The 12,828-nt window shown below is 54.7% G+C and carries 16 protein-coding genes; 12 read left to right on the top strand and 4 right to left on the bottom strand.

The window, feature by feature from the left end; genetic code table 11:
- Positions 1–6 precede the first annotated feature (6 nt).
- The 11 genes from EDC28_RS03030 to EDC28_RS02980 all read left to right on the top strand — a co-directional run bounded on the left by EDC28_RS03030 (position 7) and on the right by EDC28_RS02980 (position 9,283).
- Positions 7–1,722: a M14 family metallopeptidase gene (locus EDC28_RS03030; protein ID WP_123420634.1), complete on the top strand. Its 1,716-nt coding sequence runs from the start codon at positions 7–9 to the stop codon at positions 1,720–1,722.
- A gap of 862 nt (positions 1,723–2,584) precedes the next feature.
- Positions 2,585–3,241: a hypothetical protein gene (locus tag EDC28_RS03025; protein WP_123420633.1), complete on the top strand. Its 657-nt coding sequence runs from the start codon at positions 2,585–2,587 to the stop codon at positions 3,239–3,241.
- Positions 3,225–3,896, top strand: coding sequence for a methyltransferase domain-containing protein (locus tag EDC28_RS03020; protein ID WP_123420632.1), 672 nt, complete (start codon positions 3,225–3,227; stop codon positions 3,894–3,896). Before EDC28_RS03025 ends, EDC28_RS03020 begins: the two co-directional genes overlap by 17 nt.
- Positions 3,897–4,471: 575 nt before the next feature.
- Complete coding sequence (locus EDC28_RS03015) at positions 4,472–4,696, top strand: hypothetical protein (protein ID WP_123420631.1); 225 nt, start codon at positions 4,472–4,474, stop codon at positions 4,694–4,696.
- Positions 4,697–4,963: 267 nt separating this feature from the next.
- Entirely contained in the window at positions 4,964–5,386 is a 423-nt protein-coding gene (locus tag EDC28_RS03010) for a VOC family protein (RefSeq protein WP_050660422.1), read from the top strand.
- Between the two features lie 22 nt (positions 5,387–5,408).
- The gene (locus EDC28_RS03005) at positions 5,409–5,732 is read left to right on the top strand and encodes a zinc ribbon domain-containing protein (protein WP_050660423.1); all 324 of its coding nucleotides are present in this window, start codon (positions 5,409–5,411) and stop codon (positions 5,730–5,732) included.
- Positions 5,733–5,763: 31 nt separating this feature from the next.
- Entirely contained in the window at positions 5,764–6,369 is a 606-nt protein-coding gene (locus EDC28_RS03000; RefSeq protein WP_123420630.1) for a class I SAM-dependent DNA methyltransferase, read from the top strand.
- A 205-nt stretch (positions 6,370–6,574) separates the two neighbouring features.
- A complete protein-coding gene (locus EDC28_RS02995) occupies positions 6,575–7,099 on the top strand; it encodes a DUF2059 domain-containing protein (protein WP_123420629.1) in 525 nt (174 codons plus the stop codon).
- A gap of 25 nt (positions 7,100–7,124) precedes the next feature.
- Positions 7,125–7,487: a DUF1304 domain-containing protein gene (locus EDC28_RS02990; protein WP_050660426.1), complete on the top strand. Its 363-nt coding sequence runs from the start codon at positions 7,125–7,127 to the stop codon at positions 7,485–7,487.
- 116 nt (positions 7,488–7,603) lie between these two features.
- Entirely contained in the window at positions 7,604–8,827 is a 1,224-nt protein-coding gene (locus tag EDC28_RS02985; protein WP_123420628.1) for a GGDEF domain-containing protein, read from the top strand.
- Between the two features lie 42 nt (positions 8,828–8,869).
- Positions 8,870–9,283, top strand: coding sequence for an SRPBCC family protein (locus EDC28_RS02980; RefSeq protein ID WP_123420627.1), 414 nt, complete (start codon positions 8,870–8,872; stop codon positions 9,281–9,283).
- Positions 9,284–9,315: 32 nt separating this feature from the next.
- On the opposite strand, the gene EDC28_RS02975 is transcribed toward EDC28_RS02980, so the two are convergent.
- Complete coding sequence (locus EDC28_RS02975) at positions 9,316–9,750, bottom strand: hypothetical protein (RefSeq protein WP_123420626.1); 435 nt, start codon at positions 9,748–9,750, stop codon at positions 9,316–9,318.
- 48 nt (positions 9,751–9,798) lie between these two features.
- Here EDC28_RS02975 and EDC28_RS02970 point away from each other — a divergent pair, with 48 nt between their 5' ends.
- Positions 9,799–10,359, top strand: coding sequence for a GNAT family N-acetyltransferase (locus EDC28_RS02970; RefSeq protein ID WP_336391489.1), 561 nt, complete (start codon positions 9,799–9,801; stop codon positions 10,357–10,359).
- A 24-nt stretch (positions 10,360–10,383) separates the two neighbouring features.
- Here the strand turns inward: EDC28_RS02970 and EDC28_RS02965 are convergent, their stop codons facing one another.
- The 3 genes from EDC28_RS02965 to EDC28_RS02955 form a co-directional block, all read right to left on the bottom strand.
- Complete coding sequence (locus EDC28_RS02965; RefSeq protein WP_148049795.1) at positions 10,384–10,872, bottom strand: hypothetical protein; 489 nt, start codon at positions 10,870–10,872, stop codon at positions 10,384–10,386.
- Positions 10,869–11,927 (bottom strand): extracellular catalytic domain type 2 short-chain-length polyhydroxyalkanoate depolymerase, encoded by a 1,059-nt coding sequence (locus EDC28_RS02960; RefSeq protein ID WP_050660431.1) that lies wholly within the window; start codon positions 11,925–11,927, stop codon positions 10,869–10,871. The genes EDC28_RS02965 and EDC28_RS02960 overlap by 4 nt, the downstream gene beginning before the upstream one ends.
- Before the next feature lie 123 nt (positions 11,928–12,050).
- Positions 12,051–12,623: a hypothetical protein gene (locus EDC28_RS02955; RefSeq protein WP_123420625.1), complete on the bottom strand. Its 573-nt coding sequence runs from the start codon at positions 12,621–12,623 to the stop codon at positions 12,051–12,053.
- Between the last annotated feature and the right edge of the window lie 205 nt (positions 12,624–12,828).

Genomic DNA, 12,828 nt, shown 5'->3' with positions numbered 1-12,828 from the left:
AAAATCATGCTACTGCCCTTGCTGCTTAGCGCCTTGGTGACGGCGCCCTTGCCACCGGACTTGCCCTTTGACGGCAAAAGCCTGGCCCTTATCAATAAGGCCGACCCCACCCCGGTCGAAGAAGCCGATTTCAAAACCACCCCCAATTACGCTCAAACCGTCAGTTATCTAAAAGATCTGGCGGCCAATAACCCGGAGCTGTCTTTAAAGACCTTCGGCAAAACCGGGCAGGGCAGGGAGCTTTGGGTGGTAACGCTGGGAAAACCGGGCAATGGCAAACCCACGCTATTGGTGCAAGCTGGCATTCACGCCGGCGAGATTGACGGCAAAGACGCTGGGCTGATGTTCCTTCGCGACTGGGCCGACGGCCAGCACCGCGAGCTGCTGGACAAGGTCAATCTGGTGTTTGTACCTATCTTCAATGCCGACGGCCACGAGCGAGCCAGCCCCTACAACAGGCCCAATCAGCGCGGCCCCCAAAACATGGGCTGGCGCACTAACGCCCGTAACCTCAACCTCAATCGCGATTACACCAAGCTCGACACCCCCGAGATGCAGGCCATGGTGGCCTTGATTGCCAAGGTCAAGCCCAGCCTCTATATCGACGTGCATGTCACCGACGGCGAAGACTGGCAATACGACAGCCTGGTGGCCATCAACACCACCTATTCGCCTCACATCAGCCAGTGGCTGACCGGCTATTACCGGCCGGCGCTCTATAAAACCCTGGAACAATACGGCCACCAGCCCGGCAATTTTCTCTTTTTGCAAGATGGTAAACACCCGCAAAAAGGCGCCATTCTCTGGCAGGCAGAACCCCGTTATTCCAACGGTTATGGCCCCCTTCGCGGTTTGCCCACGGTGCTGGTGGAAAACCACAGCCTGAAAAACTATCAGCGCCGGGTGCTGAGCACCTATGTGCTGATTGAGCGTTCTTTGTCGCTGCTGGCTGAAAACGGCGACGCCCTGGCGGCGGCCATCCGCGAAGACGCCGCCGCCCGGCCCGCCTCTGTGCCGCTCGCCTTTGGCCGGGGCGACAAAGCGGTGCCCACCGACATTCCCGGAGTGAAATACCGCCATTTCCAAAGCCCCGCCTCCGGCGCTGAAGAAGTGCGCTGGCTCGGCGAGCCCATGACCTGGAAAAAGGTGCCCATCTGGCCCATGGACAAACCGGTGGTAAGCGCCAGTCGCCCGGCCGCTTACCTTATCCCGGCCCAGTGGCAGGATGTCATCAAGCGCCTTGAGCAGCAGGGTATCGAGATGACCCGCCTTAGCAAGGCCACCGAGGTCAGCGCCCGCCAATACCAAATCGACAGCTTCGATTTTGCCAAAGCGCCTTACGAGGGCCACTTTCGGGTTACCACCCAGGGCCATTGGCAAGATGCCACGCTCACCCTCCCTAAAGGCTCGGTGCGCATCAGTACCGACCAGCCCTTAGGCAACCTCGCCATGGTGCTGCTCGAACCCCAGGCGCCGGACAGCTTCCTGCAGTGGGGCTTTTTCAACACCGTCTTTAGCCGCACCGAATACATGGAGCCCTACGTGATAGCGCCCATGGCCGAGAAAATGCTCACCGACCCGGCCATCAAAGCCGCCTTTGATAAAGCCCTTACCGACCCGACTTTTGCCAAAGACCCCGATGCTCGCCTTCGCTGGTTCTACGAGCGCAGCCCCTACTTTGACAAGGCCTACCTTCGCTACCCTGTCCTTCGCGTCGAGTAACCGAAGCCCCTGAAAAGGGGCTTTTTTATAACGAAACAACGGGTTATGTTGTTTATATTGGTGTCAGCTTGGGGCCAGGTCTTTGCGGGGCTCGGCATGCACTGCTTTTACGCAGCATTACGCGACAAATCTTTCGGGAAAAGGTTTGAACGTCGGAAGGCAGTGACGGCGGCCCGCAGGGCGAGGGCAGGATAGCCCGAGTAACACAGGACGTGCGAGGTGGAGTGAGCGCATTAAGAAAACGGCCCGGTGAACCGTTTTAAGCAGGCGAACGCAAGAAGCTGGTCTTCGCGCAGCAAGCCACCAAGGATGGGTAATCACTCAGAACGATAAAGGGACTTTGGATAACCTGATTCCACGGGCGGTAGCGTGTCTTCTGTTTCCTTTGTTTTTCACATATCCATTTGATAATAAATGGTTTTGTGCTGTTTCTGCTTTGACGGTGTGCTCTTTTATCGCAAGGGTTATTCGGGTCGTCCATGCTCCTCACCTGCCGGGTCGAATAACTGTGTGGATGCACAGTGTATCTGTTGGGCCAGCTGCTTCAGGCCATTTATGACGATAAAGAACGCTCGTTTTTCCCGGTTTGACCAGTTCTAATGCATTGAAGTAGAGGAAGTTATTTCTCATCCGATGTGATGATAACGAGCGCATGTCTCGCATAAAAACGAGACCGCTCGGTTTTGTGGAGCCATTCTTGGCTTATATAAGAGGATCTAAAGGAGGATCAGTAGGTTAAGCTTGTAATACCAACTGGTCATATGAGTGAAAGCGAGCGCGCTCGCTAATAAAACTGTTAGCATTACGAAAGGGAGGTTGAGTGCTTACAAATTTTTTTAAAACAGTAAACACGTATGGAGCAATGCTGAATAAACTTGCGACCGCCAACTTCTTTGTTGGGTTAATTGCGTTTTACTTTATTAGTGCTCAATCTGTCTCCCTAAATGAAATTGCATCTCGCTTCTCTCTCGATGTCTCGGTTTTAGGTTTCAAAATACCCGTAGGATTTCTGGTTCCGCCGCTGGTAATGGCAATTTTATTTCGGATTATAAAGTTACATGACAGAATTTCTGACGCTTTTCGGCTTCGTGCGTTTTATGACTGGGAGTATGTTCTAAAACCAATAAAGAATGCTGTCGAATCTGATCTAGACAAGAAGGTGGTAATGTCAAATCGAGGTCGTTTGATGTCCAAAGTTTTCTATAAATACGCTTCGAGTCGAGATGAACATCCCGTTGTTGATAAACACTTAATAGAAATGGTTCTAGATCAGCTGACTTGGTACTGGATGATTATTGAATCATCATTCATCGTGTTTGGTGTTTTCTGCATTCTTTTGTATTTGGAAGCTTTTGAACACGCCTTGGTTGTTTTCTACTTTGGACTTGGGCTTATCGTCTTTTCGAAGGTACTTCAAGGATCATGTTCAAAATACACAATTCAAGAGGTGGAAGTAATTCTAGAATCTGCTCCTAGAAAAAGAGAGATAAAGGAACAGTTTGATGCACTACAAAATTAAAGGGCATTGCATAAAAAGCCATAATGCTGCGAAGCCACATACTCAAGGCTCAAGCCAAGTTATAGAAGAACTAGAAGAGATAGTAGTGACTGGGCAAATACTAGACTTTGGTTGTGGGAAATTGCGCTATAGCGACTTCCTTTTTGGATTATCTCAAAATATTCTCTTTGTTGATTCAAGAGTTCAGCTAGAGCGAATGCAGGTAATAAAAGGCATTCGCTGTTCTGTTCAAGAGTATGTGGCGAAGAACTACCCTTTAAGCAGGTGTGTAGCGATTGAAGATATTCAAGAAGTTAAAGATCAGTTTGACTTTATTTTTTGCTCCAACGTTCTTTCCGCTATCCCTTGTGAAGAAACGCTAAATTCTACAATGTCAATTATTTACCGCCTGCTATCTGATTCTGGGAAAGCCTTGATTGTAAACCAGCATCGTAGTAGCTATTTTAAAAAATTCGAAACGGGTATGCCACACCTTCATGGCTTCTTGTACAAAGGCAGCCGAGGGTCTTCGTATTACGGAATTATAGATAGGCCCACTATAGAAAACCTTTCTAGAAAGCATGGATTTTCTACAGAAGCTTTTGTAAGAGGGGATCGAACCTTCGCTTACTTAACCAAAAATGCTAACAAGGCCAGGCAAATGGACGCAGCATAGCTGCGCCTCTGCTGGCGGCGTTAGTTGCCGCGGAGAGTCAGGTGGAAACAGTATCTCTTGAAGCAATAATTGAGGTCGGATTGCACAAGGAGTGTATGCGAGGGAGAGATGGGTATGGCAGCGGTATTCGCCCCAATCACTGGCTCCCAGGACGCTCTTATACATTCATAGGTCAAATAGATTTCCTTGATCGTGATTGGCTTAAACCAGGTGATAGCTGTGAGGCTAGATTAGGATTCATCGTCCCCAAGCAAGATGTTGGAAAATTTATTCCAGGATTTTCTTGGCATATTTGTGAGGTGAATAGAATCGTAGGTTATTGCTCTATCAAGGCCATAAATAGCAACTAACAAGTGACGTGGCGTTCTGTCAATGAATTAAGCCCCTTTTTCAGTCCATTTCTCGCCGCTTTTAACCATGGTGTTCAGGATGACAATGAACTCCCGAACCAGAAAATCGCAGGGCATTAACTTACTGGGCTTTGCATTAATGGTGGTGCGTGGATGGCTTAAAAGCGAACATCAGGGCGCTGAGTCATTTTGGCAACGTCAGAGATAAACCAACACGGAGGTGTTATGAAACAGAAAATGGGATTTTTGGCCGGGCTTTTGCTGGCTGCTTTGGGTACGGCTATTGGCGTAGTTGGCGCCTGGTATGGGTTTTCTGCTACGCCCTATGATGGTGCCGAGCTTGGCCGGTTTTGTGGTTTTGTGGGATTGCTGGTGGGGTGCTACTGGGCTGGTATTGGCGCCTATGCGGGCTATTGGCTAAAGCGTGGAGCGTCTCGGTTTTCGGCTTAAGCCGCTGGCAAGTGCAAGCGCTTAGATTCGGCGCTGAGCCCCTATTAAAGCCGGGCTTATCAAAGGTTGAGTGAGGTATCTAACGCCGATACCACACTCACAAGGTGAATCTGATTTGCCATAAATGACTCCTTTTAACCATCTCAACCTATTGAGAGTACGCGGTGTCTCTGGTTTCTGGCCATTTTTTGCGCGCTTGCCGCTTTATTTCGCCAGGGACTTTAGCGCAGTACAATCCCAGGCTTTGCCGAGGCTATGGGGTACCCGATGAAACAGGCCATTGCTTATATCTCGTTGGTGGTGAAGGACTACGACGAGGCCATCGATTTTTACGTCAACAAGCTCAATTTCGAGCTGCTGGATGACACCTACCAGCCCGAGCAGGATAAACGCTGGGTGGTGGTGGCGCCGCCAGGCTCCAATGGGGTGACGCTGCTGCTGGCCAAAGCTTCCAAACCCGAGCAGTTGGCGGTGGTGGGCAATCAAACGGCGGGGCGGGTGTTTCTGTTTTTAAATACCGACGACTTTTGGCGCGACTACCGGCGCATGCTGTCTCTTGGCATTCGTTTTGTGCGTGAGCCCAAGGAGCAGGACTACGGCACAGTGGCGGTATTTGAAGATCTCTACGGCAACCTGTGGGATCTGTTGCAGTTAAACCCCGAGCATCCCATCGCTAAGCGACTGGTATGAGCGAAGTACAAGGGAGCCGTACATGAAAACCCCAGAGCCAGACTACGCCAGCTACCAGCTTGAAGAGCTGTTTGAAGCCTACGCCAGTATCAACCGCGAGCGCTTTCCCGAGCGTTTTCAAACCATTAAAGACGCCATCGCAGCCAAGCAAAAGGGCAATTACCGCTGCTGCAAGTGCGATTGTGGCGCCTATGAAGCAAGCCGCCTCTATACCACCACCGACAGGCTGGTTAGCCGGGAGCCTGGCCGTTTCATTGCCGTTAGCTGCATTGAGTGTGGCTACACCGAGTTTTACCGAAGCCACAAGTCGGCCTTGAGCGAGCTGGTGGACTTTTTTATCAACTAACCACCTTACCGCGTATTGTCAGGAATCCTGTATGGACCCGTCGGATATCGGCAAAGCCTACGACCAAATCACCCACCTCTGGCAGCGCCCCGGCTTTGACCGCAGCAATGGCATCGCCCAGCACCAACGGGCCCTGGCTTTTGCAAGCAAAGCGGGCTTTGCCCTTGATATTGGCTGCGGCTGCACCGGCCGTTTTATCTCGCTGCTGGGCCAGCACGGCTTTAGTGCCGAGGGACTGGATGTTTCCAGCCAGATGCTGCGCCTTGCCAAAGCGCGCCACCCCGAGGTGCCTTTTTATCATGCCGATATCTGCACCTTTGCCTTTGAAAAGCGCTACGCCTTTATCAGCGCCTGGGACAGCATCTGGCACCTGCCGTTGGCGAGCCAAGAGCCGGTGCTGCGCAAAATCGTTGCCGGCCTTGAAAAAGGCGGCGTCTTTATCTTCTCCTTTGGCGGCACCGACGCGCCCGGGGAGATGCAAAACCGGCATATGGGCCCAGAGGTGTATTACTCCACCCTGGGAACCAACGGCTTTGTTAGCCTGATGCTGGCGCTGGGTTGCCAAATCAAGCACCTGGAGTTTGACCAATACCCCGAACCCCATGCCTACCTTGTTGTTCAAAAAGAGAGTGATTGATGAACGGGTGCTGCGGTTTTTTATCGCAAGCGGGTACCCGCCGGGCCCGGCGCCGGGGGCGGTAAGATGGGCTTTGAAAAAGCGCCAACGGCGCCAGGCTGAAACTCGCCGTTACAAGGCAAGTGGCTGAAAAATCACTCTTTGATGGTAAGCTGGCCGGGCAGGAAGCTCAGTGGTAGCTCCCCTTACAAACAGGATGTAAAAGATGAAGAAGCTGTTGTGTGTATTACTGGTGGCCTTGTCGGTAAACGCCTATGCCGATAACAACGACAAAACCCGCCACGACAAGGTGGTCGAACTCATCCAATTGATGAACATGGACTCGTTGATGGACTCCATGTACGCCCAGATGGACAACATGATGAAGGGCATGTCGGCCAAGCTCGATATCAAGCCCTCGGAGCAAGCGATTTTCGACAAATACCACAAGCGCATGCTGGACGCGGCCAAGGAAACCATGGGCTGGAAGGTGATGGAGCCCAACATCATCACCATTTACGAGCGCAACTTTACCGACCAGCAGCTCAACGACATGCTGGCTTTTTACCGCTCCGATACCGGTAAAGCGGTGATCGCCAAAATGCCGCAGATGATGCAAGAATCCATGGGCTTTATGCAGCAGGCAGCGCAAAACACCATGGGCAGGTTCCAGCAGATCGCCCAAGAAATGCAGGCCGAACTTAGCGCGCACCGCCAGGCCGAGGCGAGCGGGCAGGGTGGCCAGCATTGATCAATAACAACGAGCAGAAAATCCTATGAGCCTTATTGCCAATATCGTCGTGGCCCTGGTGGCCTTACTGCACCTGTACTTTCTGGTGCTGGAGATGTTCTTGTGGGACAAACCCAAAGGCATGAAGGCCTTTGGCCTGACTCCGGAAAAGGCGCAGATCACCAAAGTGATGGCTGCCAACCAAGGGCTGTATAACGGCTTTTTGGCGGCGGGCCTGCTATGGGGGCTGGTGGCCGAGCCGGCCTTTGGCCACTGCATCAAGCTCTTTTTCCTGCTGTGCGTGCTGGTGGCTGGCATCTTCGGGGCGGCCACCGCCAGTAAGAAAATCCTCTACATCCAGGCCCTGCCGGCAGCGCTGGCCCTGGTGTTGGTGCTGGCGAGCGCCTGAGCCTTGGCGGGCCGTTTTACAGCGGCCCGCCGGCTATCCATCGCAACAGGTTCATTGTTGCCCCGCTTTGGTCGCCTTTAGGTGTTAGAAAGGCTCCAGCGGTATTGGAAAGGTAAATGCTTCAACGACAACGATTTACACCCCTGCTTCCCTCCGGTTTTATCCTCCTTCTGGCAGGGCTGGCCTGCGCCTTTAGCGCCAGGATCAGCGGCGACTGGGCCATGGCCATTTCCTGGCTGCCCTATGCCCTGGCGGCGGTGGGGCTGTGGCTGGCCATTCAGTTTTCCAAACGCCAATTGCTGCTGAGCGTGGTGCTCACCCTGGCCGGCTACCTGCTGGTGCAATCTTTCTTGCAGCGGCCCATCAGCGAGCCGCTGGTGCGTTATGTCTATACCTTGCTTATTTTGGCGTTGCCGCTGGCGCTGCTGCTTAACCAACTGGCCATGGAGCGCGGCTTGAGCCACCCCAATGCCATGACCCTCTACAGCCTGGTGGTACTGGGGTTTCTGGTGGCGGTGGTGAGCTACCTGATGCAGGGCCAGGCGCTGGTGGCCTCTCTTGATGCCTACTTTGCCCCGCGCGGCTACGACGGCATGGTGATCAGCACCAACGGCCTGGTGCTGTCGCTGCTGTTGCTGCTGGCAAGCTTTATCACCTTCTTTTTTCAAAAGGGCATCATTGCCGCCGGGCTTTTTTGCGTGGTGCTGGCCAACCTGCTGCCGCTGTATTTTCTGGACGTGCCCTTTATCTCCAGCATTTTTGCCATCGCCGCGCTGGTGATAGCGCTGCTGACCGGCATTAAAGACTCCCACGACCTTGCCTATCGCGACGCCCTGACCGGCCTTAACGGCCGGCGTAAGCTCTTTGAACGCCTGGCGGGGATGTCGCGCCACTACAGCCTGGCGATGCTGGATATCGACCACTTCAAGAGCTTTAACGACACCTACGGCCACGACGTGGGGGACGACGTATTGGCCATGGTGGCCAGTAAGATCGCCCAGGTAAAAGGCGGCGGTGAGGTATTTCGCTACGGCGGCGAGGAATTTACCCTTATTTTCCCCGGCATGGGCGCGAGCGATGCCCAAACGCACCTTAACGATGTGCGCGAGCTTATCGCCACCACTCCCTTTGTGATCCGCGATAAAACCAAGCGTAAGCAGGGCACCGCCGAGCAGCGGGGCAAGGGCGGCAAAGGCACTAAAACGGTGCAGATCACCGTCAGTATCGGGGTCTCTGAAAAAGACAAAGGCCAGGAGCTGCCCGAGCAGATCATCAAGGCTGCAGACAAGGCCCTGTACAAGGCGAAAAAACAAGGGCGCAACTGCGTGGTGGCAGGTTAGGTGCCCTATAGTGGTAAAACACCGCAAGAAAGGAGGCAATCAATGCAGTTGCAGGTCCAAACCCTGGTAAAGAGCGATCTGGCATCGGTGTGGCAGTGCTGGATAACCCCGGAACACATTGTGCATTGGAATGCCGCCTCTGATGACTGGCATACCACCCGCAGCACCCAGGACGTGCGCCTTGGCGGCCGCTTCTTAAGCCGCATGGAGGCCAAAGACGGCTCGATGGGGTTTGATTTTGAAGGCACCTTCACCAAAGTGGTGGAGCACCAGTGCCTGGAATACGTGATGGACAACGGCCGCTGTGTCACCGTGCTGTTCGAGCCGGTAGCCGGCGGCATCAAGGTGACTGAAACCTTTGACGCCGAAGACGAGCACCCGCCCGAGATGCAGCAGCAAGGCTGGCAGGCCATCTTGGATAACTTTGCCCACTACGTGGAGCACCAACGCCGCTAACGCGCTACAAGGCCCCATCCGGGGCCTTGTTTTTAACCGTGGCTGACCGGCAATTGGGCGCTGTCAAAGCCCAGGTGATGCATCAGTTCCCTTACCAGCAGCAATGCGGCGCGGGTGGCACCATCAAAGCGTGGGTGCTGGCGCTCGGCCGCCAGGGCCAGCTCGCCAAAGTGCAATTCTACCCAATCAAGGTTAATGCTGGCGCTGTGGGCAAGGGCGGCCAGGCATTCGGCGCCGGGGCCGGTCAGCACCAGCAGGCTTTGGGGCGGCAATGTGGCGGCCAGGGGCATCAGCTGGGCTTCCGCCGCTTCAATGGCAAGCTCCAACTGGTAAGGCGTTGCCAGGGGCGGCGCCAGGGTATCAAGGCCAAGGGAGAGTGGGTGGCGGCTTTGGTTATCCACCCCGGTCAGCAACCAGCACTGATCGGTGTCCATGAAAAATACGGTGACAGGGCTTGGAGATGTCATCAACGGCGTCCTAAATGCGGCCAGCGAGTGGGCAGCCATGGCCGGATAATGGCAGACTCTAGCCAACAGCCCAACTCGGACGCCTTCATGACCCTCATCACCTGCCAGCTGGCAGCTCACGGCCAGGCCATTCTTGATATCTTCAACGACGCCATCCTCCATTCCACGGCCCTTTATGACTACAAGGCCCGCACCATGGACGATATGCACCAGTGGTTTGCTGGCAAGGCTGCCGGCCATTATCCGGTGATTGGCGCTGTTGATGAGGCCGGCACTTTGATGGGCTTTGCAAGCTACGGCCCTTTTCGGCCGCGTCCGGCCAATAAATATGCCGTTGAGCACGCCATTTACGTGCATCCGGCGCACCGGGGCAAGGGCCTTGGCAAGGTGCTGCTCCAGGCCCTTATCGAGCAGGCCATAGCGCAGGATTACCACTTGCTGGTGGGCTGTATCGACACCGACAACCAAGGCAGCATCGCCTTGCATGAAAAGTTGGGCTTTGTGCACGCCGGCACCATCAACCACGCCGCCTTCAAGTTTGGGCGCTGGCTCGATTTGGCGTTTTATCAGCTGTTGTTGCCGACCCCGGCGAACCCGGTGGAGGGATGAAAAAGGCGCCTTTCGGCGCCTTTTTTACTGGACCTTGAGGAAGTACTTATCCAGCCAGGCGTTGTAGGCCGACTGCATCTCGCTCATGGTGCTGGCCATGGCGCTGGCGTCGGCTTGGTATTGCTTGACCGCCGCCAGGTTGGTTTGCAGCAGGTGGGTGAGCAGGCCCTGGGGGGTGCTGGGCACACCGTCAAAGGACAGCAGCTTTTCAGTGGCGCTGCGGCTGTCTTTAATGGTTTGCGTGCAACCTTCCCAAAGCCGCTGAGCCCCGGCGCTTTGCAGCTCGCTCAGCTCCTTTAAGGCTTCTGCCGGCGGCGGCGCAATCTTGCCGCTAGAAAGGTTCTCCACCATGGCCTGGGACACCTTCTGCGTGACCTCGGCGGCGTCCTTGAGCGGGTTCACGGCGCTCATCAGCCCCAGTGAACTCTCCATGCTTTCTTTGAAATATGCCTGCCACTGTTCAATGGCTTTGCTCAGGCCCGGCTCGATGAAGCCGCCGTTTGCCATACTCATTGTCCTACCTCCGATGTATTGGTGGGGGCAGAGGCCAGGCGCTCTACCATCTGGTAAATGGCCTTTATCTGCGGTGCATTGCGAGAATAAAAATCCGGCGTGGTGCTATCCGGTGAAGAATAGCCCCAAAAATCCCAACAGCCCTGGGGATTGAACGGCGACAGCTGTGACGGCTGCACCTGGGGGTAGAGCATGATGATGTCGTTGGCGTCGGCCATCTGGTTATAACCGGTACCGTTGTAGTACTTGTCCCCTATCACCTTATCCCCCTGCAAGCAGCCATGGAGCACCACGTGCACCGGGCAGTGCTTGCCTTCAAGGCAGGCCTTGGGGGCGTAGTAATAGGCGGTGTCGCTCATGCTGGTGTTGCTGCTTTTAATGAACTCCCGTTGGTCAAAGGCCACCGCCTTGGGCTCGGTGGCGGCCGGCCCTTTGCTGCCAGGATAAATTTGCTCAATGATGCGGGTGGACTGCTCAAAGTCGCAGTCGTTGATAAAAGGCGGCGCCGTGACATCGCAGCTGGTGTCTTTGGGGGCATCGGTGACGATGGCGTGGCCGGCATTGACCGAGGTATCATAGCGGATGGCATCATCCGGCACCCCGGCAGCCTTGTAAAAGGCCACGGTCTGGTTAACCACCAGGGTGCTGACCACTTTGTCGCTTTTGCCGCTGAACACATAGAGCCGGTCGTTTTTGAGGTTGCCAAGGTCGGCAATCTCGCCTTTGCTGGCATAGCCCTTGGCCAGGGTGAGCAGATGCTCGGCCGGGGGCGCGGTGCTGGCGGTCAGCGGGTTCATGCAGGTGGTGGTGGCGTTTTGCAAAAAGGTATTGCTGGGGTAGGACATGGCGCAAAGATATGGGCCACCGGCAATGACTCCGGCCCCGACCATGATGTCGGAATAGGCCACGAAAAACTGCGAGGTCATAAAGGCGCCGGAAGACAGCCCCGACACCGAGGTTTTATCAAGCTCGGCGCCAAGGCCGGGCAGGGCAGGCGCGGCGGCTTGCGCGGCGCCAGTGAAGGTTAAAACAAGTGCACATAAAAGCCGTTTCATCTGGGTTCTCCTTCCCTGGATTGGGGCGGTTTAAGCCTAAACGCCCGCGGGCTTTTGGGATGCGGGAACCCCTTCCCCTCAAAAAAAGCGCCCGCAAGGGGCGCTTTTTAAAGGAGCCGGGGCTCAGGCAGCAGCCGGTTCCTTCTTGGCGGCTGCTTTTACCGGCGCCTTGGCAGGGGCCATGGCGGTTTTGTCCAGGCAGTTTTTCTCAAACCAGCCTTTGTAAGCGCTTTGCATCTCGCCAAGGGTGGCGAGTTGCGCGTTGATGCCGTCCTGGTATTGCTTGAAGGCGTCCAGGGTGGAGCTCAAATAGGTGGCCATCATGGTCTGGGGAGACTTGGGCTCTTTGGCCATGTCGGCCAGTTTCTCGCCGTAGCTTTGGGTGGTTTTCAGCGATTGGGTGTAGTGCTCCCAGAGCTTGTTGACGGTGCTGGTGTGCAGCTCGGAAAGCTCGCTATAGGCCGCCGGATCAACGCTTGGGGTCTTCATCAGGCTGTCCATGTCAGGTTGCTGCCACTTGGCCTGCTTGAGGGTGTCCATGAAGGATTCTCCTGCCTGCATGGCGTCCTTGACAGGGGTATAAGCGCTGGACAGATCAATGGCCTTGCTCATGGAGTGGTTGTAAAAGTCCTTCCACTCGGCCAGAGCCTTGGCCAGATTGGGGTCGACGAAGTCTTCGACTTTAAAGGTCTTCATGGGGGCTTCCTTAACGAAGTTGGGGGATGTTGGGGGTATCCGGGCGTATCGGCAGGAAAGGCGCTGGTGTCCATATGAAAGCCACTTCCCTGAGAATGAAAAATACGCACCTACAAGCTATAGCCTATTTCTGGCAACAGGATGAAATTTAACCACTCACTTTGTGATCAATTTTCATAAAGGTGGCAGGCCTCTCACTTTTAAA

The organism is Gallaecimonas pentaromativorans (genome assembly GCF_003751625.1).
Classification (GTDB): Bacteria; Pseudomonadota; Gammaproteobacteria; order Enterobacterales; family Gallaecimonadaceae; genus Gallaecimonas; species Gallaecimonas pentaromativorans.
The sequence above is the reverse complement of the archived record's forward strand: the minus strand, read 5'-3'. Positions and strand labels throughout refer to the sequence as shown.

What these genes read in the sequence shown, in the direction of transcription:
- EDC28_RS03030 (WP_123420634.1), top strand. Translation starts at nt 7, where the DNA reads ATGCTACTGCCCTTGCTGCTTAGCGCCTTGGTGACGGCGCCCTTGCCA.
- EDC28_RS03025 (WP_123420633.1), top strand. Translation starts at nt 2,585, where the DNA reads ATGCTGAATAAACTTGCGACCGCCAACTTCTTTGTTGGGTTAATTGCG.
- EDC28_RS03020 (WP_123420632.1), top strand. Translation starts at nt 3,225, where the DNA reads ATGCACTACAAAATTAAAGGGCATTGCATAAAAAGCCATAATGCTGCG.
- EDC28_RS03015 (WP_123420631.1), top strand. Translation starts at nt 4,472, where the DNA reads ATGAAACAGAAAATGGGATTTTTGGCCGGGCTTTTGCTGGCTGCTTTG.
- EDC28_RS03010 (WP_050660422.1), top strand. Translation starts at nt 4,964, where the DNA reads ATGAAACAGGCCATTGCTTATATCTCGTTGGTGGTGAAGGACTACGAC.
- EDC28_RS03005 (WP_050660423.1), top strand. Translation starts at nt 5,409, where the DNA reads ATGAAAACCCCAGAGCCAGACTACGCCAGCTACCAGCTTGAAGAGCTG.
- EDC28_RS03000 (WP_123420630.1), top strand. Translation starts at nt 5,764, where the DNA reads ATGGACCCGTCGGATATCGGCAAAGCCTACGACCAAATCACCCACCTC.
- EDC28_RS02995 (WP_123420629.1), top strand. Translation starts at nt 6,575, where the DNA reads ATGAAGAAGCTGTTGTGTGTATTACTGGTGGCCTTGTCGGTAAACGCC.
- EDC28_RS02990 (WP_050660426.1), top strand. Translation starts at nt 7,125, where the DNA reads ATGAGCCTTATTGCCAATATCGTCGTGGCCCTGGTGGCCTTACTGCAC.
- EDC28_RS02985 (WP_123420628.1), top strand. Translation starts at nt 7,604, where the DNA reads ATGCTTCAACGACAACGATTTACACCCCTGCTTCCCTCCGGTTTTATC.
- EDC28_RS02980 (WP_123420627.1), top strand. Translation starts at nt 8,870, where the DNA reads ATGCAGTTGCAGGTCCAAACCCTGGTAAAGAGCGATCTGGCATCGGTG.
- EDC28_RS02975 (WP_123420626.1), bottom strand. Translation starts at nt 9,750, where the DNA reads ATGACATCTCCAAGCCCTGTCACCGTATTTTTCATGGACACCGATCAG.
- EDC28_RS02970 (WP_336391489.1), top strand. Translation starts at nt 9,799, where the DNA reads ATGGCAGACTCTAGCCAACAGCCCAACTCGGACGCCTTCATGACCCTC.
- EDC28_RS02965 (WP_148049795.1), bottom strand. Translation starts at nt 10,872, where the DNA reads ATGAGTATGGCAAACGGCGGCTTCATCGAGCCGGGCCTGAGCAAAGCC.
- EDC28_RS02960 (WP_050660431.1), bottom strand. Translation starts at nt 11,927, where the DNA reads ATGAAACGGCTTTTATGTGCACTTGTTTTAACCTTCACTGGCGCCGCG.
- EDC28_RS02955 (WP_123420625.1), bottom strand. Translation starts at nt 12,623, where the DNA reads ATGAAGACCTTTAAAGTCGAAGACTTCGTCGACCCCAATCTGGCCAAG.